Raw genomic sequence first — 22,232 nt, forward strand, 5'->3', positions numbered from 1 at the left:
TACAAAAAAGCCCGATGAATTTTAATCGGGCTTAAGACAATCAAATTATCTTGGCTTAACCATTTACAAAGTGCTCAAGCAAAGTTTGTTGTGCATTGTAAATTGCCTCGCCTTCTTTAGGTTGCACACGAGTCCAAGTCCCATCGCCTTGCAACAGCCAAGCGCGGATATTGTCTTTTAAGTAGTTGACTAAACCTTGCTGGTAAATACGTTTTTTTAATGCTGGATCTTCAATCGGGAAACACACTTCTACACGATTAAATAAATTACGATCCATCCAGTCTGCACTTGAACAGTAAATACGTGGATTGCCATTATTTCCGAAATAATAAACACGGGTATGTTCTAAGAAACGCCCGACAATTGAACGTACTCGAATATTTTCAGACAGGTTTGGCAACCCTGGACGTAAACAGCAAATTGAACGAATAATCAGATCAATTTGTACCCCTGCTTGCGAAGCTTCATATAATTTATTGATCAATTGAACTTCAGTTAATGCGTTAACCTTAACAATAATTTGCGCAGGTTTGCCCGCTTTGGCATTGGCAATTTCATCATCAATAAAAGCAATTAACTGAGCATGTAGCGTAAACGGCGCATGTAACAGTTTTTTCAACTTCGCCATTTTGCCCATACCGGTCAATTCTTGGAAAATACGATGTACATCTTCGCAAAGCTCTTTATCTGTAGTGAGCAGTCCATAATCGGTATAGATACGTGCATTCGTTGCATGGTAGTTACCTGTACCCAAATGCACATAACGTACTAACTTATTATTCTCACGGCGTACCACCAAGATCATTTTGGCATGGGTTTTATAGCCTACGATGCCATAAACCACAACAGCGCCTGCTTCTTGTAATACATTGGCAACGGCGATATTCGATTCTTCATCAAAACGCGCCCGTAACTCAATCACAGCGGTGACTTCTTTACCATTACGTGCCGCTTCTGCAAGTACCTGAACAATTTCAGAGTCAGCACCACTACGATATAAGGTTTGTTTGATCGCTAACACTTGGGGGTCACGTGCAGCTTCACGCAACAAGTTAATAACTGGTGCAAATGATTCAAATGGATGGTGTAAAAGAATGTCTTGTTTTTGCATTGCTGAAAAAATATTTTCAGACTTTTTCAATACTTTTGGAATCGCGGGTACATGCGAATCATAACGCATATGTGGACGTTTAAAATTTGACACAAGACGTGCCAGATTTACTGGCCCATCCACTTTATAAAGTTGTTCTTGTTCTAGATCAAATTCTTCAAGCAAATATTCATAAATATGCTTTGGACAGTTTTCTGTCACTTCTAAACGTACTGCACGACCAAAACGACGTGAACTCAATTCACCTTTCAATGCTTTGGCTAAGTCTTCTACATCTTCATTCAGCGCCAAATCTGCGTTACGTGTGACACGGAACTGATAACAACCTGTAGCTGTCATCCCTGGGAACAAATCCGATACATGCTCATGAATAATCGCAGACAACATCACAAAATGTTCTTTGCCGCCTGTAAGCTCATCAGGTAAACGTACTACACGAGGAAGCGAACGTGGTGCTGGTACAACTGCTAAATCAATTTGTCGACCAAATGCGTCCTTCCCTTCTAGAGTCACAATAAAGTTTAAACTTTTATTGACCAATCGTGGGAATGGATGTGCAGGATCAAGGCTAATGGGAGTAAGCACTGGTGCAACTTGTTCTTGGAAATATTTTTTAATCCACACAGATTGTGCAGGCGTTAACTCGCCACGACGTAAAAAGCAAATATCTTCTTCACGTAACTTAGGAAAAATTTCTTCATTGAGGATGCGATACTGACGCTCAATCGCTTCATGTGCAGTTTTAGAGATTTGGTCTAAAACTTGTTTTGGCGTCAAACCATCTGGTGAACGACTTTCATTCCCTAAAGTTAATTGCTCCATCATTCCTGCAACACGGATTTCAAAAAATTCATCCATATTACGAGAAAAGATCAATAAGAAATTCATACGTTCAAGCAAGGGATGTAAAGGATCAACGGCTTGCTCTAAAACACGTAAATGGAAATCTAAAATTGAAAGCTCACGATTTATATATCGTTCATTATAAGAATATTCTGTAGGCGTTGTTGTCGTCACTGCGGTATTCATGCAATAAACCTGCATCAAAAAAAATGTCTTAATTCTAGTATGCTTCAAATTTGTGACAATTTCATAAAAAAAGCATCGCTTCATAAAAAAAGCACATCAATTTGTGCTTTTTTAAATTCATTTATTTAGCGTCAATCTGGAATACGGGTATAACGCATATACTTCAAAACCAAACGCTTACGGTATTGAAGCTTAGAATCATCTGGATTTTTTTGATAATACTTCGGATTGGTTAAAATCACTGCTAAAAATGCGGCCTGTTCACGACTTAAACTTGCCGCGCTTTTAGAAAAGTAATGTTGTGATGCAGCTTCAACACCATAGATATGATCACCAAATTCAACAGAGTTCATATAGACTTCTAAAATGCGCTGTTTAGTCCACATCCGCTCCATCATGGTGGTGGCAATCGCTTCCTGACCTTTGCGAATAAATGAGCGACGATTATAGAAGAATAAATTTTTAGCCAATTGTTGAGAAATCGTTGAACCACCTGCGACTACTTTGTCTTTTTTGAGATTACGTTGTAGTGCATTTTCAATACCATCCCAGTCGAAACCATGATGATCGAGAAATTTGGCATCTTCTGCAGCGACAATTGCATGTTTAAAGTTATCACTGATCTTGTCATAGTCGCGCCATTGATGTTGAATCGGTTCAAAATCAGACAGATATGTCCAACGCATAAACATGGTGGTTTCTACATCATGAGTACGCCAATAAATTAAACTTGAGAAAATCCATAGCTGAATCATGATCAAAATACTGACCACAATTAACAAAGCACGAACAATAAAAGCTTTCATGTCAGCCGCTTACTCCGAAAATTCTGACGTTTCATGTTAAGCTGAATCTATCTATAAAAAGCTAAGCAATAGCATGTCTAAATATCAAGATCTTTCAACTTATAGCCAACCCAATTCTATTGGTAAAATAACCTTATTACTGATTGTCATCAATGTCGGTTTATTTGCAATCCAAGTCTTATCAGGGGTCAATATTACTGACCCGACGACGTTGGACGCGTTGCGTTGGGGTGCTGATTATGCACCTTTAACCTTCTTAGAGGAACCATATCGCTTATTCAGCAGTATGTTTTTTCACTTCGGTATCCTGCATCTAATGATGAACATGTGGGCACTGTATATTTTTGGTGATGTTGCTGAAAAAACTTTAGGAAAGTTTTATTTCCTTGGACTTTATATCCTTGCTGGACTCATGGGAAGCTTATTAAGTGGTTATTTGGATATTCGAAATAGCTACGAAATGCTGCAAAACTTTGATCAAAAACTCTTTCCGCATGTATCTGCAGGTGCATCGGGTGCTGTGATGGGACTTGGTGGTGCACTGACACTCCTGTCGCTGTTTCCACCTACTCCGAATCAAAGATTCATTTTAGATAAAAGATCACTTTTAACGGTACTTGCGATCAACTTAGCTTTTGGCTTTTTAGCCTCTGGAATTAACAATGCTGCCCATATCGGTGGGATGTTAATGGGTGCGGTCATGGCTTTGGCTTGGTATGCAACACAACGTGCCAAAATGGGTAAAGCTGCCAATATTATCATTGTGATTTTAGGAATTGCAGCAACCTATGGCGTTTATCTCTATTGCCAGCATCTCGTTGGACCACTTAGCCCACTTTGGCAACAAGCCATTGCACAAATGCGTGAGCAATTAAACTTTTAATCTCTAAAATAGCTTGTCTATGCCGCAATAAAACATTGCAGAGTACACTCAATTCAAGAAGCATAAAAAATGGCGGCCTATAGGTCACCATTTTTTAATTTACTGTCTTCACTGGGCAGTCTTTTAAGGGCTCAACTGAGATTAAACAGCCAGATAAAACCACTTAAACAAAGCGGTTTAATTCAACTCTCTTAGACTTTGCAATGGTGGGATTTCGGATAAATAGCTCAATCGGTAACGCCCAATCAATGCGCACAACACTGCCATCGAAATTGGTAAAATCAGCCAAATTTCCCAATGTAATTGCATCACCATTTCCATACGATAACTGGCAACGGCACTAATCACCTCTGCAAAGAAACAGGAAACGATTCCCGCCAATAATCCAATAAAGCCGATTTCAAAACTCATCATATTTTTTAACTGACGCTTTGAACTACCAAAAGAACGTAACAATGCCACTTCTTTTTTACGCTCATCCATCAGCAAATTGATACAGGCAATCAGTACCAAAAAGCCAGATAAACTCACCAATACTGCCAAAACTGTAATGATTTTGACCAACACAGAAACCAAGTTTTTAATTTCATCAAAAATTAAAGAGACATCAATAAAGACCGTATTGGAAAATTGTTGAATCAGATTAACCATCTTGATTTTTTCACTCGGCGGTACATAAAAACTCCCTAAGTAGCTGCCTGCGTTTTCATCCAACGTCTTTGGAGTAAAAATAAAGAAAAAGTTTGGACTAAAGCTTTGCCATTCTACTGTACGCAAATTCACAACTTGCGCGTCCAAATTTCCTTCAGGCAAACTAAAGGTTAAACGATCGCCAATTTTGATGCCCAACTCTTCAGCCAGTTTGGCCTCTACAGATACCTGTCCAATTTGAGTCAATTGAGCATCTCCAGCAATAATGATATTGTCTTGTGGATAATGATCTGCTTGGGTGAGATTTAACTCACGACGTAAAGAATTATTGGTTTTTACCAATTGGGCAGGAAAAGCTTGACCATTTTTTGCCAATAAGCGCCCTTTTACATTGGGATATAACGGTGTGCTTTTCCAGTGTTGCTGTACCAATTGTTGTTTAAAAGCCTCCAGTTCAAATGGTGGTAGACCATAAATAAACTGGTTAGGCGTCCCCTCAGGCAATTGTTGCTGCCAACGCTCTAATAAATCAGTTCTCAATACAGCAAGTACCGTGATCAGACTTAAACCCAATGCCAAAGCGGTAATTTGCAATGCGGTTTGCGAAGGGGTTCGGATATAGGCTGAGAGCCTATTTTTCATTGATTTTAAAGTCTTTAAAATCATCCAAACCACTGCATATAACAAACCTGTTAACACAATGACTGCACCCATGACCAACGCAGTAAGTATCAGATTTTCGGTCAAGACCAAACTAAAAATAATCAGACTAACTAAACCCGTTGCCATCATCCACAACATTGAACGTGCCGACTTTTCTTGTTGGCGTATCACCCGAATAGGCGGTGTATTTAACAGTTGCCACAAGCTCGGTAAAATAAATCCAATCAATACAATTGCACTGGTAAAGATTGCAATAGGTAAAGGACCGACCAACATCTGCAACATTGAAAATTGCAACTCTAGGTTAGGAATCATCTGCAACATCAATTGCAATAATGAATAACCTAAAATCAGTCCTAAAATACTGCCAATGACAATGGCGATTAAAATAACGACGCTCAGTAACCCAAGATAAGTTTGAAAAATTTGCCGTTTCGTTGACCCCATACAACGCATCAGCGCAATATGATCTTGGTTCTGCTGTACATAACGCTGACTGGTTAAAGCGATGGCTAAACCACATAAAAGAATCGTCAGAATATTGGCCAATTGTAAGAAAGTATCGAGATTTTCAATTGGTTTAAGTAAGCGTGAATTGCCCTCATCTGCATTACGGAGTCTCAAATTACTTTGTGCATCTAATTCATTATCCGCATTTTGTTGATCTTGTATGGATTGATCTGTTTGTGAGTGTGTTGCTGGCTGATTTTTAGTCAATGTTTCAGTCAATGCATTGGCACTTGATGCACTTAAAGCTGAATCTGCATCCGAATTTTGTGCAATCTTTGGATTCACATTTTGCTTTTCTTGCGCTTTAAATGTCTTAAAAAATTGCTGATATGTTGCAATCGACTCCGCATCCCCTGCCATCAACAAACGATATTCAATTCGACTTCCAACTTGAATTGCACCCGTTTTTGCAACATCTGCTTGAGAGATAATCACGGTTGGCGAAAAGGCGGAAAAACCTAATTCTTGATTTGAATCATGTTCAATGATGCCAGTAACTTTAAACTGACCATTGGCAATTTGAACGTTATCACCTAGGTTTAATTTTAATAACTCTTGTGCGCGTTTGCTTAGCCAAACACCACCACTTCGTAAGGCTTGTTTTGGCGCAATCCTTAATTCACCACGTAAGGGAAATGCTGTGTCAATGGCTTTCACATTGACCATTACAAACTGATCCTGCGTAGAGGCCATTGAACCAAAAATAGTGACATGTGACTGTTTTAATTTTAAATCATCAGCCTGTTTGATCCATTGTTGGTCAATTGGATCTGTATCACTAAGTTGTAAATCTGCAGCTTGCATTTTAGCAGCTTGTAAGGTCACTGCTTGTTTGACTTGATCATTGCTAAACTTTAATGCAGTAGTTGCACTAATGGCTAAACTCAAGGCAATAATCAGCAGATATATACCTGAACTGGCAAAACTTTGCCTAAATAAGGGTTTAAACAAGGTTAACATTACACCACCTCATTCGATTGAGGAGTCTGCACATGTTCAATCAATTGACCATCTTTTAATTCATAATGACGTTGGCACTGTGCGGCCAATTGCGAATCGTGAGTGACAAGCACTAAAGTTGTACCGAGTTCTTTATTTAAATCAAATAAGAGTTGTTCAATTTCAAATGCAGTATGTTCATCTAAATTGCCTGTAGGTTCGTCAGCAAAAATAATTTTGGGGTCAGAAATTAAAGCTCGTGCAATGGCAACCCGTTGTTGCTCCCCACCAGACAATACTTTCGGGGTTTGCTGGCTTTGTCGTTCTAAACCAACTTTGGCCAATAAACTTAAGGATTTTTGTTCAGCGTGTGCATAATTAAAATTCTTCTGTAAACGTAATGGTAACATCACATTTTCTAAGGCAGAAAGATGTGGGAGCAACTGGAAAGATTGAAATACAAAACCAATATATTGAAGCCGAATCAACGCACGTTGTTCTTCGTTTAAATGCTCAATCGCTTCACCACAAACACTGAGTTGACCTGCACTGGCTTGATCGAGAGTAGCAAGGATGCCCAATAAAGTTGATTTTCCGGAACCAGAACGTCCAGTAATCGCGACCTGTTCACCTGTATAAATATTAAGATTTAGATTTTCAAAAATTGTAAGCGTTTGATGAGGTAATTCTATCTTTTGTGTAAGTTGCTGTGCAGAAATTATCACTTGTGGCATGATGGGAGAAGTTGAATCATCCTGAACCTTAGACATCATAAAGTACCTTATATGCAAATCAAAAAATTGTTAAATTTGAAAATGATGAAAAACCTAATTCATTGTTTATTTTTTAGCATAATCTGTCTGTTGCCCGTTAGTAGTTTTGCAAAAACGATCATGATTTTAGGTGATAGCTTAAGTGCGGGTTATGGTATCAACCCACAACAAGGCTGGGTTTTCTTGCTACAGCAACGTTTAAACCAACAATTTCCTAAACAACATAATGTGGTGAATGCCAGTGTAAGTGGTGAAACCACCAGTGGTGCGTTGGCGCGTTTTCCAAAACTATTACAAAGCCATAAACCTGATATCGTGGTGATTGAGTTGGGTGGCAATGATGGTTTACGTGGTCAACCGCCACAAATGATTCAGAAAAATCTTGCGCAATTAATTCAACAAAGCCAGAAAAGCCAAGCCACGGTTATTTTATTGGGAATGAAAATTCCACCGAATTATGGTGCAGCTTATAGCCAAGCTTTTGAGAAAAACTACCAAACCCTAAGCCAACAATACAAAGTTAAAATGCATCCGTTTTTTATGAATGGAATTGCAGGCAATAAAAGTTTGATGCAAAAAGACTTAATCCACCCCAATGCAACGGCACAGAAAATTCTACTCGATAATATCTATCCGTTGATTCGAGGTGCGCTTTAAGTTTTTCTCAAAACCCGAAATGATTGCACCTGTTTACTTCTCAAAATCGGATGTCGTGTTTTTTAAGATATCCGCAAAATTAAATAAACGTGCTAATAAATGTTGAATATAGTCCAAACTCGATTCTTGTTCGGTAAATAGAATCCGATGCAACATGGGTGCAATCACAATTTCAATAATCAGTTGATTGTCGATGCTTGTTTCATTTCTTTGCTGGGCACGTTGCTGAATAATGTCTAACTGTTGAATCAAAAAGTCATAACACTTACCAGAGGTTGGCGAATCATTTTCCGCCACAATATCGCTTAAGATTGTACGCCCAACGGGTGAGGCATATTCCTCAAAATATTGCTCCATCCATGCATATAAGTCTTGCTTAAAACTACCAAGATCCGCAGGTACACTGTCTGGATGTAAAATATTAAAAGCGACATCCGCAAGCAATTGAGATAAATCTCCCCACCGTCGATAGATCGTAGAGGGGGTGACTCCTGCATATTCAGCAATCATCGGAATCGTCAAATCTGCCACAGCAACATTCTGCTGTAATGTTTGCACCGCATTATGAACTGCAGCTTGTATTCGTGCACTGCGCCCACCGGGACGCAAACCTGTAATCACTTTCGTCATCAGCAAATCACTACAAATCTATAAATGAAAATCGATCAATGGGTTAATGATTGAAGAACAGCTTTAATCAAAAATCATCTTAGCTAAACCTTTGTGTTTAATCCAAAATACGGTATAAAAGCTAATTAATAGCTTTTATGTACATATTGATTATGCGCAACTCTAATTTTAATCGTCAAGTGACTTCCTATAAATTAAGCCATAATGCTGCACTGTACACACATACTTTTACCCTTATGGCCTTTTTGGCAGCCTCAAGCGCACCAACACCGTTATATCGTTTGTATCAACAACACTTCCATTTTTCTCCTGTTTTATTAACGCTTATCTTTGCCACCTATGCGTTTGCATTGCTATTAACCTTATTGGTGGCAGGATCATTGTCTGATTATATTGGACGTAAGCCGGTTATTTTTGTGGCTTTGATTTTAGAAATTCTGTCCATGGGCTTTTTCTTGTTTGCATCCAATATCGAAATGCTGTTTATCGCACGAGGTTTGCAAGGTATTGCCACGGCTTTAGCCGCATCTACGTTTGGAGCAGCTTTGCTTGATCTGAGTAAAACACAGGGTTCTTTAATTAATAGTATTTCTCCTATGCTTGGTATGGCTGCGGGTATGCTGATGACCTGCATTGTTTTAGAATTTTCGGCTGTTCCATTGACACTTATTTTTGAAATACTCATCTTTCTTTTTGTATCTACCACATTTATTGCAATTTTTAGCCCTGAAACCGCAACTAATCGTGTGGGTGCTTTGGCATCATTAAAACCGCAACTGACTGTTCCAGTACAAACCCGAAAAGCACTCTTGATCGTAAGTCCAATTAATATCTCGTTATGGATGGTCAGTGGGTTCTTCCTCTCGTTAATGCCTTCATTGCTGGCTCAAGCTTTCCATGTGCAATCGGCATGGCTGAATGGCATGATGTTTATTACTCTATCAGTTTCAGGGGCTGTTGGGATTTTAACCCTGCGCAATGCGCCAACATTTAAAATTTTAGTCACTGCTGCAATTACGATTGTCTCGGGCTCAAGTGTTATTTTCCTTGGCATTCATCTGGTGCAACCAATCTTATTATTTATTGGTGCTGTAGTAACAGGGGTTGGCTTTGGTACCGGTTTTATGGGTGCAATTCGTGCTGTTATGCCCTTAGCTTTACCTGAACAACGTGCAGGTTTAATGGCCGCATTTTTTGTTGAAAGTTATTTGGCCTTTAGTATACCTGCGATTATTGCTGGATACTTTGTCAATAAAGTGGGCTTAATTTTTACTGCAGATGTCTATATTTGTATGATTATCTTGTTAGCCAGCTTGGCGTTTGTTTTTGCGCTTAAAAATAAACAGAACATTCATTAAAGCATGTTAAAAAGCAAAACAAAAGGCGCATTGAGCGCCTTTGGATTTAAATCTTAGATTAAGCTGGAATATCACGAATAGATGCTTTGCGAATCGCTTCTTTAAGTGCGTCATAACCATGAATTGGCGGGAACTGTGGAAATTCACGAATCACATTTTCAGGCGCGTCAAATAAGAAACCATGATCAGCTTCACCCAACATGGTTGTATCGTTATACGAATCGCCTGCTGCGATTACACGGTAATTTAGACCATGTAAGGCTTTTACAGCTTCACGTTTTTGATCAGGTTGGCGCAATTTATACGCAGTGATCATACCATTTTCATCAGTTTCTAATTTATGACAGAAAATTGTTGGCCAACCCAACTGTTGCATCAACGGATGTGCAAACTCATAAAATGTATCTGAAAGAATAATCAACTGAAAATGGGTACGTAACCATTCTACAAACTCTTTTGCACCCGGAAATGGCCCCATGTCTGCAATCACAGCTTGAATGTCATTTAAGCCTAAACCATGCTGTTTAAGAATATTTAAACGTTGAGTCATCAACACATCGTAGTCAGGGATATCACGAGTTGTTGCTTCTAATTCTTTGATTCCTGTTTTTTTAGCAAAATTGATCCAGATTTCTGGTACCAATACACCCTCAAGATCAAGACATACGATTTCCATGGGTTCTCCCAAATGTCAGTTAAAAATTTTGGGCTTATCATAGCACTAAAGTTTAAAAAGAATGCTGAAAGTTTTTACAGCAAATCGATTTCATTTGGTTATGCATAAGACTTATGAATGTTTACAAATCTGTTTTATTCATAAGCATTTTAATTAATCTGCTAAGTGGCATATTTCATTTACTTTAAAATATCTTGATCGTCAAAAGCAGCAATTCACAGAAGTTGAATTGTGCTAATTTTTGCCAAAATGCTTAAATTCAAATATCTTTTGAACATGTTTACGAAAATTGTAGCTTCAAGCTAACTGCCAGGAGCAGATATGACCGCCATTCCAACCATAGATCTTGTGGACGCACTTGCGACTGAGTATGCCGACAAATCACCTTCTGAAATTTTAGAACTTGCACTTTCTCAGCAAGGTGAAATCGCAATTTCATTTTCTGGCGCAGAAGATGTTGTACTTATCGATATGGCACATAATTTAGGTAAACCATTTCGTGTTTTTAGTTTAGATACAGGTCGTTTACACCCTGAAACCTATCAATTTCTTGAAACCGTACGTAAACACTATGGGATTAAAATTGAGATTTGCTTTCCAGAAGCCGATGCCGTTCAACAGTTGGTCAATGAAAAAGGTTTATTTAGCTTCTATCAAGATGACCATAAAGAATGCTGTGGTATCCGAAAAGTTCAGCCACTACGTAAAAAATTAGCCACTTTAGATGGTTGGATTACTGGACAACGCAAAGATCAAAGTCCGGGCACACGTACGGAAATTCCAGTTATTCAAGCGGATAGTGGTTTTTCTGGTGAAGGAAAACAACTGATTAAATATAATCCATTGGCCAATTGGTCAAGTGCGGATGTATGGAACTATATTCGTATGATGGAGATTCCTTATAATCCATTACATGAAAAAGGCTTTATCTCAATTGGCTGCGAGCCATGTACCCGTCCAGTATTGCCAAATCAACATGAACGTGAAGGCCGTTGGTGGTGGGAGGAAGCAACACATAAAGAATGTGGCTTACATGCAGGCAATTTAAAAAAGTGATAGTAGAAAAAGTCATTAAATCTCATGATTTTTTATTAACTTAACGTTCATCGAAATGCTTGGATTTTACGCTTAGAAAAGTTTTATACTAGGTTTGTTGATATTTCATCTATAGTTTGTGTTGTGAGCTAAAGTTTAGTAAGCAAAGGCATGAAAAAAAATAGTGAGACTATTTTCAAGTTTCATCACTCAAACTGAGATAATTTTAGCTATACCCTGAGTGCCAACAAAGCGCTGCATTGTTGGCAACACAAAATGTAACGATGTACCTGATGTTTTCTAACATCACATTATTGTAAACATGGACGAATGATCAACAGACCCAAGTTACACGGTTCTATAATTCTAACAATTCACCAGCTCATAAATGAGTTGTTGTAGAAATTGCAGTGAGGCAATCCAAGACTATGCGCCCATTACACCCTATTGATTTTATTTTTTTAAATTTAGAAAAACGTCAACAACCCATGCATGTTGGTGGGCTATTCTTATTTGAAATACCAGAACATGCACCTTCTACCTTCATTCAAGATCTCGTTGCGGATATTCGTAATTCAAAATCTATTCCTGTTCCACCCTTTAACAACCGCTTAAGCGGCATGTTTTGGGATGAAGATGAAGAATTTGATATTGACCATCATTTCCGTCATATCGCATTACCTCATCCGGGACGTATCCGTGAATTATTGGTTTATATTTCACAGGAACATAGTTCGCTGATTGACCGAGCAAAGCCACTTTGGACCTGTCATATTATTGAAGGGATTGAAGGCAATCGCTTTGCCATGTATTTTAAAATCCACCATGCCATGATTGATGGTGTGGCAGGTATGCGTCTGGTAGAAAAATCATTTTCAAAAGATGCTGACTCCAAAACCATTATTCCACCTTGGTGTGTCGAAGGTAAACGGGCAAAACGTTTAAAAGAAACTAAACTGGATAAAGCTAAAAAAATATTCTCTGCTTTAAAAGGACAAGTTGAAGCAGCACCTAAAGTGACTCAAGAGCTGTTCCAAACAGTATTTAAAGAAATGGGGAAAAACCCCGATTATGTTTCAAGCTTCCAAGCACCAAGCAGTTTATTTAACCAACGGGTAAGTTCATCACGTCGTTTCGCCGCTCAGTCTTTTGAACTTGATCGTTTTAGAGATATTTCCAAAGCCCTTGGTGTTACGATTAATGATGTGGTACTTGCGGTGTGTGCAGGTGCATTACGTGATTATTTGATCACACAAGAAGCTTTACCCAAAAAACCGCTGATTGCGATGGTTCCAGCCTCATTACGTGATGATGACTCAGATATGAGTAACCGTATCACCATGATTTTGGCAAATTTAGGTACACATAAAGAAAGTCCTTTAGAGCGTTTAGATATTATTAAGCGCAGTGTACAAAATGCAAAAAATCGTTTTAAACGTATGAGTTCTGATCAAATCTTAAATTATAGTGCTTTCGTTTTTGGTGCAGCAGGCGTCAATATTGCATCAGGACTTATGCCAAAACGTCAGGCGTTTAACGTAATCATTTCCAATGTACCTGGACCACGTGAACCTTTGTATTGGAATGGCGCTAAATTAGATGCTCTCTACCCTGTTTCTATTGTTTTGGATGGTCAGGCACTAAATATCACCATGACCAGTTATTTAGATAAATTAGAAGTCGGTTTAACCGGTTGCCGCAAATCTCTACCTAAATTGCAGAATCTTCTCACGCATTTGGAAAATGAAATCCAAAAGTTTGAGCAAATTATTGCAGAGAAAAATGCACTAGAACTCGCTGATAAAAAGCCAAACGCTCAAGCCAAGGCAAAAACGGATACTCAAGATGTAATGAAGGAATCTGTTGCTGCACGAAAGTTAGTATAGGATTTTATAATTGATTTGATTTTAGTGTTGTTTGAGAGATAAAAACATAAATTGATTCAAAAATTAAGGGGCTAATATATGCCCCTTAATCTTTAACATTACGACACTTATTTAACAGTTGATGACAGACATTAACCACCATATCTTTGGTGATTTTCACTTCTTGACCATTGTCATCTAACATAACACATGTATTTTTAGGCTGGCTTTCCAACACATGCTTGATACTACGACTGATTAATTGTTCACTTACACTCATTTTATGACCTCACTTGCTAAGACTGTGAAAGGGAGAAAGTCTTTGGCTACCTTTGTAATCTAGTATTGTGAAATCAGTTGAAAAAGTAAAATTTCAGATGTAACAACTGTTTAACGACATCCTGTTACAATTTCAACTCAAAATGATATCGTATTGCTCTTGCGTGTATAAATTTTCGACTTGGAATTTAATCACGCGATTAATAAAATGCTCTAAATCCGCGACAGCTGGGGCTTCCGCAGTTAATAGGCGATCAATCACCGATGGATGACCGATAACAGTAAAGCCACTCTTAGACTCATAAGCACGGGTATATCTTAAGATTTCTCGAAAAATTTCGTAACACACTGTCTCTGCTGTTTTCACAAATCCGCGCCCTTGACAGGTCGGACATGATTCACACAACAAATGCTCTAATGATTCACGGGTACGTTTACGTGTCATTTCAACTAAGCCAAGTTCAGAGACTTGGGTAATCTTGGTTTTTGCATGGTCACGTTCCAGCATTTTATCAAACTGGTTCATGACCTCTTCACGATGTACAGCTTCCTGCATATCAATGAAGTCAATAATGATAATGCCACCCAAATTACGTAAGCGTAATTGGCGCGCGATCACCTGCGTCGCTTCCATGTTGGTTTTAAACACCGTGTCTTCAAGCGTGCGCCCACCAACATACGAACCTGTATTAACATCAATTGTGGTCATCGCTTCAGTCTGGTCTATCATCAGATAGCCACCTGACTTCAAAGCTACACGGGTTTGTAATGCTTTTTGGATATCTTCTTCGACATTGTACAAATCAAAAAGTGGACGCTCACCAGGATAATGCTGCAAGCGGCTTTCCATACTCGGTACAAATTCACAAACGAACTCTTGCAACTTGGCATGTACTTCTCGTGAATCTACATAAATCGTTGCCGTATCATCATTGGCTAAATCACGAATAACACGTTGTGGTAAAGGAAGCTCTTCAAAAATCAACGAAGGTACTGCAATAATTTTTTGTTTTTTCTGAATAAACTCCCAAAGCTTGGCTAAATATGCCATATCTTGAGCAATTGAAGCCTCTTCAATTCCTTCAGCGGCTGTACGTACAATCACTGAACCCGGCAACTTATGCTCGCTTTGAATTCTTTCAATCATCGAGCGTAAACGGTCACGTTCTTCTTCAGACTCAATCCGTTGCGATACACCAATATGACTGCCATATGGCATCAAGACAAGATAACGAGATGGGATAGAAAGATCTGTACTCAGTCGCGCACCTTTGGTGCCCAACATGTCTTTCATCACTTGAACCGTCAGAATTTGACCGGGTTGTAATAACTCAAAGACATTTGGCGTAGGTTGATTACGCGGCCAAATCATATCATTGATGTGTAAGAATGCAGTACGAGATAACCCGATATCGACAAAGGCTGCTTGCATCCCTGGAAGTACACGGACAACTTTTCCTTTATAAATATTCCCGACTAACCCGCGTTTAACAGTTCGTTCAACAAACAGTTCGTTGACCGTACCATTTTGAATTAGCGCCACACGACATTCCATAGGTGTGACGTTAATCAATAACTCGTCAGACATAACTAAACTCAAAACATTATAAAAATTCTTTTCAGCAGTTAATTTAGTGCCTCAACTGCGCTGATCTATACGATCAAGTAACTGTATCGTTTCATGCAACGGTAGCCCAACCACATTGCTATAACTACCCTTTATACCTGTCACATACTTTGCCGCAATGCCTTGAATTGCATATGCACCAGCTTTCCCCAAAGGTTCACCTGTAGCCCAATATTCTTCCATATCATTCAGACTGAATTGTTGGAACTCAACTTCCGTGCGAACCACGACACTCAATAATTGATGTGCATTTGCAACGCAAACACCTGTCAATACTTCATGTTTTTGACCTGACAATAATGTCCATATTTCAAAAGCATGCTGCTTAGATGTTGGTTTCCCAATAATTTGATTGGCAAAAACCAAGCTTGTATCTGCTGCAATAACAGTGCTTTGCGGGTGCAAATTCAATACCACTTTGGCTTTGCTTTCAGCCAAACGTTGTACATACTGCTCAATCTGTTCATGTTCCAAGACAGATTCATCAATGTCTGGGCTGTGGATGCTAAAATCCAAGCCCACTTGTAAGAGCAGCTCTTTACGCCTTGGCGAGCCTGAGGCCAGAATTAAATGCGCCATCTTCTTAATAAATAATAAAGAACTGGCCAGCAAAAAATACTCGAAACCAATGTTTGCCAATGACGGGTAATCGAAAAATGCGTACCTGCCATCACTTGTGCCATAAAGGTAAAGACCAAATGCGCAAGAATTGCAAACATACTAATAATCCAAAGATTACTAAATGTCAGTACACGTCTTTCTCGAATAAAATAGCGAGTTAAAAATGCAATCAGCACATAGCTCAATGCATTCATCCCCAAAGGTGCATCTAACAATAAGTCAGTAAATAGCCCCATGGTAAATGCAAACCAAATTCCACACCATGTAGGCTGACACAGCACCCAAAACAGCATGATTAAAAACATATACAGTGGTCGCCATCCTGCTAATGCATAGGACATCGGATAAACCACTAAAATTGAACCAATAATAATTGATACAACAATGATCCATAATGGATCTTTACGTTGCTTTTCAGAAGGTAATTTCTTAGCGATCAACATTTGGCTGCTCCATCGCTAAAGAATCAGAGAAAAGTACCACAACATGATGACCACCTGCTAATTGTGCAGCGGGAACCACATCAATTTGCGCAAACTCACCCGTGTTATGACGCATGACTTTAGATACTGAACCAACCAAATAGCCTGCTGGGAAATGTTGCCCCAAACCTGAACTATAAACTTTATCACCCACTTTGATATTGGCACTTGTTGGAACATATTCCATTTTCAAATGTCCTAAATCACCAGTACCCGTCACGATGGCGCGCATACCTGAGCTTTCTAAACGTACAGATAAAGAATGTTCTTTATCGGAAAGCAACATGACGCGGCTACTATGTGGATAGACGTTGATGATTTGCCCCATGATACCTTTATCATCTAAAACGGTTTGCCCGACTTTTAAATGATTGGCTTCACCACGGTTAATGATAATGATATGACGCAATGGATCGGCATCAGTTCCAATCACTTCTGCAATTTCCATACGCCCATCGATAATTAATGGCGTATCGAGCAAACCACGTAAACGGGTATTTTCAGCAGAAAGTTCAGAGAGTTTTTGCAGACGTACTTGAGCCTGAAGCAGTTCAGCTTGCATCGCGGTATTTTCACGACGTAACTGAGCCTCAGATTTAGTTTGTTGATTTAGCCATTCTTTCGACAATACAGGATAGCTTGCTAAGGCATAAATTGGATTATATGCCGCATACAAGACATCTCTTGCAGGTTGAATCACTTGTGGCATGCGCCAGTTAAAAAACAGCACTACCAAACAAGTGATGACCGCAATGATGAACGAGCGAAAAGATGGCGGTTGTCTTGAAAAGAGATTCGGTTGCACCGCCTCATCCTTAAACTTAATCGAGTATAGTTTAGCCTACAAAAAGCATATCATGGTTTGGATTGTCAAAGAATTCTAAGACTTTACCGCCACCACGCGTTACACAAGTTAAAGGATCTTCTGCTACAACAACAGGTAAACCTGTTTCTTGAGCAAGCAACTTATCGAGGTTACGCAGTAATGCACCACCACCTGTCAACACAATACCACGCTCTGCGATATCAGAAGATAACTCAGGTGGAGTTTGCTCAAGTGCTGATTTCACAGCAGAAACAATACTTTGTAATGGATCAGAAATCGCTTGGGTAATTTCATCTGAAGTTACCGTAATGGCACGCGGTACACCTTCAGCAAGGTTACGACCACGAACTTCAATTTCTAAAGTTGTGCCGTCAGCAACAGCCATACCCACTTCTTTTTTGATAGTTTCAGCTGTTGTTTCACCAATTACACAACCATGTGCTTTACGTACATAGTTAATAATTTGTTCATCAAAAACATCGCCGCCAATACGTAAAGAATCTGCGTACACACAACCTTGTAAGGAAATGATGGCAATTTCAGTTGTACCACCACCCACATCTACGACCATAGAACCACATGCTTGCTCAACAGGCATACCCGCCCCAATCGCAGCAGCCATAGGCTCTTCAATCAAACGTACATCACGTGCGCCTGCGTTAAACACAGCTTCACGAATCGCACGGCGTTCTACCAATGTTGATTTACATGGTACGCATACCACTACACGAGGTGCAGGTGGAAATAAACGTTTTTCATGCACTTTACCAATAAATTGATTTAACATGGTTTCAGTAACTTCGAAATCTGCAATAACACCATCTTTCATCGGACGGATTGCAGAAATATTGGCTGGGGTACGACCAAGCATTTGCTTAGCATCTAAACCCACAGCTGCAACAATTTTCTGCGAACCACTGTGACGAATCGCCACAACTGTCGGTTCGTTTAATATAATGCCCCTTCCTGGTGCATAAATAAGTGTATTTGCAGTACCTAAATCAATGGCGAGATCTGGCGAAAACAAGCCAATTAGTCGTTTTAGAATCACGGGTCGTTCTCAGTTTAAACTTTATATGGACGCAAGATGGCAACTTTAACTAAATGTGATGATTTGAACAAGTCAATCGCTTATTATAACGCACGATATTTTGAATTTTTTTAAAACTGATTAGGTGAGACATCATGTCAAGTTCAGATGTTCAGCATTCTGCAGAATTAAATGCACAAACTGTATCACAAATCGCCAATCTTGCTCGATTGTCGCTGAATGATACGCAATCTGCTGAATATGCTCAAAGTTTAAATAAAATCTTAGGGATGATGGAGACCTTAAAAGCGATCAATACCGATGGTGTTGAGCCACTTAAGAGCCCATTTGATAATCCGCAACCACTTCGTCCAGATGTCGTGACTGAAGCGAACCATCGTGAAGAATATCAAGCCATTGCTCCTGCAACTCAGGATGGTTTGTACCTCGTTCCGAGAGTGATTGAATAATATTTGATCAAATGAACTTATTTTAAAAAATTAATCGTAAAGAATTGTACTCATGACTGATTTACACCGTTTATCGATTCGTGAAATGACAGAAGGCTTAAAATCTGCCCAATTTTCATCTCGTGAATTGACTCAGCATTATTTGGACCGTATTGCGAAAATTGATGATCGTGTCAAATCGTATGTAACGGTCACTCCCGAACAAGCATTGGCTCAAGCTGATGCTGCTGACAACTTACTAAAATCTGGAACTGCTGGCGTATTGACTGGTGTTCCACTGGCGCATAAAGATATTTTCTGTACCCAAGGGATTAAAACCACTGCGGGTTCAAAAATGCTAGACAATTTCATTTCACCTTATGATGCAACTGTGGTGGCGAAAGCCAAAGCAGCTGGCCTAGTGACTTTAGGTAAAGTGAACATGGATGAATTCGCAATGGGTTCAACCTCTGAAAGTTCATTCTACGGCGCGACTAAAAACCCATGGAACTTAGAACATGTTCCTGGTGGCTCTTCTGGTGGTTCTGCGGCTGTTGTCGCGGCTGATCTTGCACCGCTTGCAACAGGCACCGACACAGGTGGTTCAATTCGCCAGCCGGCTTCTTTCTGTGGCTTAACCGGTCTTAAACCGACCTATGGCCGTGTCTCTCGTTTCGGAATGATTGCATTTGCATCATCACTGGATCAAGGTGGCCCAATGGCACGTTCTGCTGAAGACTGTGCCTTTTTGATGAACACCATTGCTGGACATGACCTCAAAGATTCAACCTCAATCAACAAAGAAGTGGATGACTATGTTGCAAACTTAAATGCAACAGCAGTGAAAGGTTTACGTATTGGTATTCCAAAACAATACTTCAATGTTCAAGGCCTTGATGCAGAAGTTAAGGCACGTGTTGAAGAATCTTTGAAAAAATTGCAAGACATGGGCGCGACATTGGTTGAGATTGACCTCAACATGACTGAAGCCTATGTACCAACTTATTATTTGATCGCGCCTGCGGAAGCGTCTTCTAACTTGTCACGATATGACGGTGTTCGCTATGGCTACCGTTGTGAAAACCCAACGGATATTTTAGATCTCTATAAACGCTCTCGTTCAGAAGCGTTTGGTGCAGAAGTACAACGTCGTATCTTGATTGGAACTTATGCGCTTTCTGCTGGTTATTACGAGGCTTATTATGTGAAAGCACAAAAAGTTCGTCGTTTAATCCAACAAGATTTCTTAAAAGCTTTTGAAAATGTCGATGTGATTGCAGCACCATCTGCACCTACGACAGCATACAAAATCGGTGCGAACTTGAGTCCAACCGAAATGTATTTAGGTGATATCTATACACTTGCGGTGAACTTGGCCGGCTTACCAGCCATTAACGCACCTGTTGGTTTTGATACGAATAATCTCCCAGTAGGTTTACAGTTAATTGGTAACTATTGGTCAGAATCACAATTACTTTCAATTGTGCATCAATATCAACAAAATACAGATTGGCATACTAAACGTGCGGCTATTGCTGAGGAGAATGCATAATGACTGAAGCTCAAAAGTTAGCACCATCCGTGTCAAAGCTGATTGACGGTTGGGAAGTCGTTATTGGTATTGAGATTCACACACAGCTTGCAACTCAGTCTAAAATCTTTTCAGGTTCATCAACTGAATTTGGTCAAGACCCGAATACTCAAGCCAGCCTTGTTGATTTGGCAATGCCGGGTGTACTTCCTGTGTTAAACCAAGAAGTGGTTGATCTTGCAATTCGTTTTGGTTTGGGGATTGATGCCTATATCGACCAAGCCTCTGTGTTCGCGCGTAAGAACTACTTTTACCCAGACTCGCCAAAAGGCTACCAGATCAGCCAGATGGACAATCCTATCGTTGGGCTAGGTCATATCGATATCCAGCTTGAAGATGGCACAGTGAAGCGTATAGGCGTGACTCGTGCGCATTTGGAAGAAGATGCAGGTAAATCGATTCACGATCAATTCGAAGGCATGTCTGGCATCGACTTAAACCGTGCTGGCACACCTTTACTTGAAATCGTGTCTGAACCTGATATGCGTTCAGTTGAAGAAGCTGTTGCTTATATCAAATCGATTCACACTTTGGTGCGTTGGTTAGGGATTTCTGACGGTAACATGGCTGAAGGTTCATTCCGTGCTGACTGTAACGTATCGTTACGTCGTCCAGGGCAACCATTTGGTACCCGTTGTGAGTTAAAAAATCTCAACTCATTCCGTTTTATCGAACAAGCCATCAATGTTGAAATTCAACGTCAAATGGACATCTTGGAAGATGGCGGTCGTATTGATCAAGAAACCCGTTTGTTCGATCCGAACAAAATGGAAACACGTTCAATGCGTTCTAAGGAAGAAGCCAACGATTACCGTTACTTCCCTGACCCTGACTTGCTTCCAGTGATCATTGTAAATGAGCAAATTGAAGCTGCACGTGCTGCACTTCCTGAGTTACCTAAAGCACGTCGTGCGCGTTTTATCGCAGACTTTGCAGTGACTGAATATGATGCACATGTACTGACGCTATCTCGTGAATTGGCTGACTTCTATGAAGCGGTTGTTACGGCTTCTGGCGGCGCAGCTCAAGGTAAAGTTGCTGCAAACTGGGTGATGGGTGAATTCTCAGGTGCTTTAAATAAAGCCAGCCTTGAACTTCAAGATTCTCCTGTTTCAGCAGAACAACTTGGCGGGATGATCGCACGTATTGTTGACAACACGATTAGCGGTAAGATTGCTAAGCAAGTGTTTGGCTTTATGTGGGAAGAAGGCAAAACTGCAGATGACATCATTGCTGAAAAAGGCTTGAAACAGGAAACTGATACAGGTGCCATTGAAGCCATCATCAAAGAAGTGCTTGCTGCCAATGAGAAGATGGTTGAAGAGTATAAATCTGGTAAAGAGAAAGCATTCAACGGTCTAGTCGGTCAAGTAATGAAGGCCTCTCGTGGTAAAGCCAACCCTACTCAAGTCAATGAATTGATGAAGAAATTGATTGGTTAAACTGATTTAATTTTAAAAGAAAACCCGCTTTAGAGCGGGTTTTCTCTGTTTAGGGCATTGGTATGTTTAGCTTTTAAAAATTTGGCATATATTCAAATCTATTGTTTTATTTCAAAATTTTTTATCTGGGAAAGCACCCTCACCCCAGCCCTCTCCCAGAGGGCATAGGTATCTACACATCTTTTTGTAGAGACTCTAATGCAATTTCAGCAATCAGCTTAAGGTCATCAACCGAATGTTCAGATAATAATTGTAGTGTATTCAGTAATATTGACAGACCAGCCAAAATTGCAGGAGCA

At 39.7% G+C, this 22,232-nt stretch carries 20 protein-coding genes; 8 read left to right on the top strand and 12 right to left on the bottom strand.

Going from position 1 to position 22,232, the window contains the following annotated elements; all coding sequences use genetic code 11:
- Window positions 1–55 precede the first annotated feature (55 nt).
- Both ppk1 and mtgA read right to left on the bottom strand, forming a co-directional pair.
- Window positions 56–2,140, bottom strand: a complete 2,085-nt coding sequence (ppk1, locus tag M2R48_RS15285; protein ID WP_004823258.1) for a polyphosphate kinase 1 — start codon at window positions 2,138–2,140, stop codon at window positions 56–58.
- Between the two features lie 131 nt (window positions 2,141–2,271).
- On the bottom strand, window positions 2,272–2,946 hold the full coding sequence (gene mtgA / locus M2R48_RS15290) for a monofunctional biosynthetic peptidoglycan transglycosylase (RefSeq protein WP_096734830.1): 675 nt from the start codon (window positions 2,944–2,946) through the stop codon (window positions 2,272–2,274).
- Between the two features lie 73 nt (window positions 2,947–3,019).
- Between mtgA and M2R48_RS15295 the strand changes: the two genes are divergently transcribed.
- Window positions 3,020–3,829, top strand: a complete 810-nt coding sequence (locus M2R48_RS15295) for a rhomboid family intramembrane serine protease (protein ID WP_262086633.1) — start codon at window positions 3,020–3,022, stop codon at window positions 3,827–3,829.
- A 177-nt stretch (window positions 3,830–4,006) separates the two neighbouring features.
- Here M2R48_RS15295 and M2R48_RS15300 read toward each other — a convergent pair whose 3' ends face one another.
- A complete protein-coding gene (locus M2R48_RS15300; RefSeq protein ID WP_262086634.1) occupies window positions 4,007–6,613 on the bottom strand; it encodes an ABC transporter permease in 2,607 nt (868 codons plus the stop codon).
- The gene (locus M2R48_RS15305; protein ID WP_034610789.1) at window positions 6,613–7,362 is read right to left on the bottom strand and encodes an ABC transporter ATP-binding protein; all 750 of its coding nucleotides are present in this window, start codon (window positions 7,360–7,362) and stop codon (window positions 6,613–6,615) included. Before M2R48_RS15305 ends, M2R48_RS15300 begins: the two co-directional genes overlap by 1 nt.
- Window positions 7,363–7,407: 45 nt before the next feature.
- On the opposite strand from M2R48_RS15305, the gene M2R48_RS15310 reads away from it, so the two are divergent.
- Window positions 7,408–8,022 (top strand): arylesterase, encoded by a 615-nt coding sequence (locus M2R48_RS15310; RefSeq protein WP_410004164.1) that lies wholly within the window; start codon window positions 7,408–7,410, stop codon window positions 8,020–8,022.
- A 33-nt stretch (window positions 8,023–8,055) separates the two neighbouring features.
- Here M2R48_RS15310 and M2R48_RS15315 read toward each other — a convergent pair whose 3' ends face one another.
- Window positions 8,056–8,652, bottom strand: coding sequence for a TetR/AcrR family transcriptional regulator (locus tag M2R48_RS15315; RefSeq protein ID WP_262086635.1), 597 nt, complete (start codon window positions 8,650–8,652; stop codon window positions 8,056–8,058).
- A 152-nt stretch (window positions 8,653–8,804) separates the two neighbouring features.
- Between M2R48_RS15315 and M2R48_RS15320 the strand changes: the two genes are divergently transcribed.
- Window positions 8,805–10,010 (top strand): MFS transporter, encoded by a 1,206-nt coding sequence (locus M2R48_RS15320; RefSeq protein WP_262086636.1) that lies wholly within the window; start codon window positions 8,805–8,807, stop codon window positions 10,008–10,010.
- 58 nt (window positions 10,011–10,068) lie between these two features.
- On the opposite strand, the gene thrH is transcribed toward M2R48_RS15320, so the two are convergent.
- Window positions 10,069–10,686, bottom strand: coding sequence for a bifunctional phosphoserine phosphatase/homoserine phosphotransferase ThrH (thrH, locus tag M2R48_RS15325; RefSeq protein WP_004717409.1), 618 nt, complete (start codon window positions 10,684–10,686; stop codon window positions 10,069–10,071).
- A 321-nt stretch (window positions 10,687–11,007) separates the two neighbouring features.
- On the opposite strand from thrH, the gene M2R48_RS15330 reads away from it, so the two are divergent.
- Window positions 11,008–11,742, top strand: a complete 735-nt coding sequence (locus M2R48_RS15330; protein WP_004717410.1) for a phosphoadenylyl-sulfate reductase — start codon at window positions 11,008–11,010, stop codon at window positions 11,740–11,742.
- Between the two features lie 407 nt (window positions 11,743–12,149).
- Window positions 12,150–13,607, top strand: a complete 1,458-nt coding sequence (locus M2R48_RS15335; protein ID WP_262086637.1) for a WS/DGAT/MGAT family O-acyltransferase — start codon at window positions 12,150–12,152, stop codon at window positions 13,605–13,607.
- An 85-nt stretch (window positions 13,608–13,692) separates the two neighbouring features.
- Here the strand turns inward: M2R48_RS15335 and M2R48_RS15340 are convergent, their stop codons facing one another.
- The 6 genes from M2R48_RS15340 to M2R48_RS15365 form a co-directional block, all read right to left on the bottom strand.
- Entirely contained in the window at window positions 13,693–13,866 is a 174-nt protein-coding gene (locus M2R48_RS15340) for a PA1571 family protein (RefSeq protein ID WP_004717412.1), read from the bottom strand.
- A gap of 132 nt (window positions 13,867–13,998) precedes the next feature.
- Complete coding sequence (rng, locus tag M2R48_RS15345) at window positions 13,999–15,453, bottom strand: ribonuclease G (protein ID WP_262086638.1); 1,455 nt, start codon at window positions 15,451–15,453, stop codon at window positions 13,999–14,001.
- Between the two features lie 51 nt (window positions 15,454–15,504).
- Complete coding sequence (locus M2R48_RS15350; RefSeq protein WP_262086639.1) at window positions 15,505–16,071, bottom strand: Maf family nucleotide pyrophosphatase; 567 nt, start codon at window positions 16,069–16,071, stop codon at window positions 15,505–15,507.
- Window positions 16,059–16,556, bottom strand: a complete 498-nt coding sequence (gene mreD / locus M2R48_RS15355) for a rod shape-determining protein MreD (protein WP_004717415.1) — start codon at window positions 16,554–16,556, stop codon at window positions 16,059–16,061. Before mreD ends, M2R48_RS15350 begins: the two co-directional genes overlap by 13 nt.
- The gene (mreC, locus tag M2R48_RS15360) at window positions 16,543–17,400 is read right to left on the bottom strand and encodes a rod shape-determining protein MreC (RefSeq protein WP_004717416.1); all 858 of its coding nucleotides are present in this window, start codon (window positions 17,398–17,400) and stop codon (window positions 16,543–16,545) included. Before mreC ends, mreD begins: the two co-directional genes overlap by 14 nt.
- A 31-nt stretch (window positions 17,401–17,431) precedes the next feature.
- Complete coding sequence (locus M2R48_RS15365) at window positions 17,432–18,472, bottom strand: rod shape-determining protein (RefSeq protein ID WP_004717418.1); 1,041 nt, start codon at window positions 18,470–18,472, stop codon at window positions 17,432–17,434.
- A 134-nt stretch (window positions 18,473–18,606) separates the two neighbouring features.
- Here M2R48_RS15365 and gatC point away from each other — a divergent pair, with 134 nt between their 5' ends.
- From gatC to gatB, 3 genes are read left to right on the top strand one after another with little or no spacing between them, the layout of a single operon-like run.
- Window positions 18,607–18,921: an Asp-tRNA(Asn)/Glu-tRNA(Gln) amidotransferase subunit GatC gene (gene gatC, locus M2R48_RS15370; RefSeq protein WP_004717422.1), complete on the top strand. Its 315-nt coding sequence runs from the start codon at window positions 18,607–18,609 to the stop codon at window positions 18,919–18,921.
- 52 nt (window positions 18,922–18,973) lie between these two features.
- Window positions 18,974–20,452 carry an Asp-tRNA(Asn)/Glu-tRNA(Gln) amidotransferase subunit GatA gene (gene gatA / locus M2R48_RS15375; protein WP_262086640.1) on the top strand — a complete coding sequence of 493 codons (1,479 nt, stop codon included), beginning with the start codon at window positions 18,974–18,976 and terminating at the stop codon, window positions 20,450–20,452.
- Window positions 20,452–21,933, top strand: coding sequence for an Asp-tRNA(Asn)/Glu-tRNA(Gln) amidotransferase subunit GatB (gene gatB, locus M2R48_RS15380; protein ID WP_262086641.1), 1,482 nt, complete (start codon window positions 20,452–20,454; stop codon window positions 21,931–21,933). Before gatA ends, gatB begins: the two co-directional genes overlap by 1 nt.
- The last annotated feature ends 299 nt before the right edge of the window (window positions 21,934–22,232 follow it).

This window comes from Acinetobacter sp. I-MWF, from assembly GCF_025433935.1.
In the GTDB taxonomy this organism is placed as follows: Bacteria; Pseudomonadota; Gammaproteobacteria; order Pseudomonadales; family Moraxellaceae; genus Acinetobacter; species Acinetobacter guillouiae.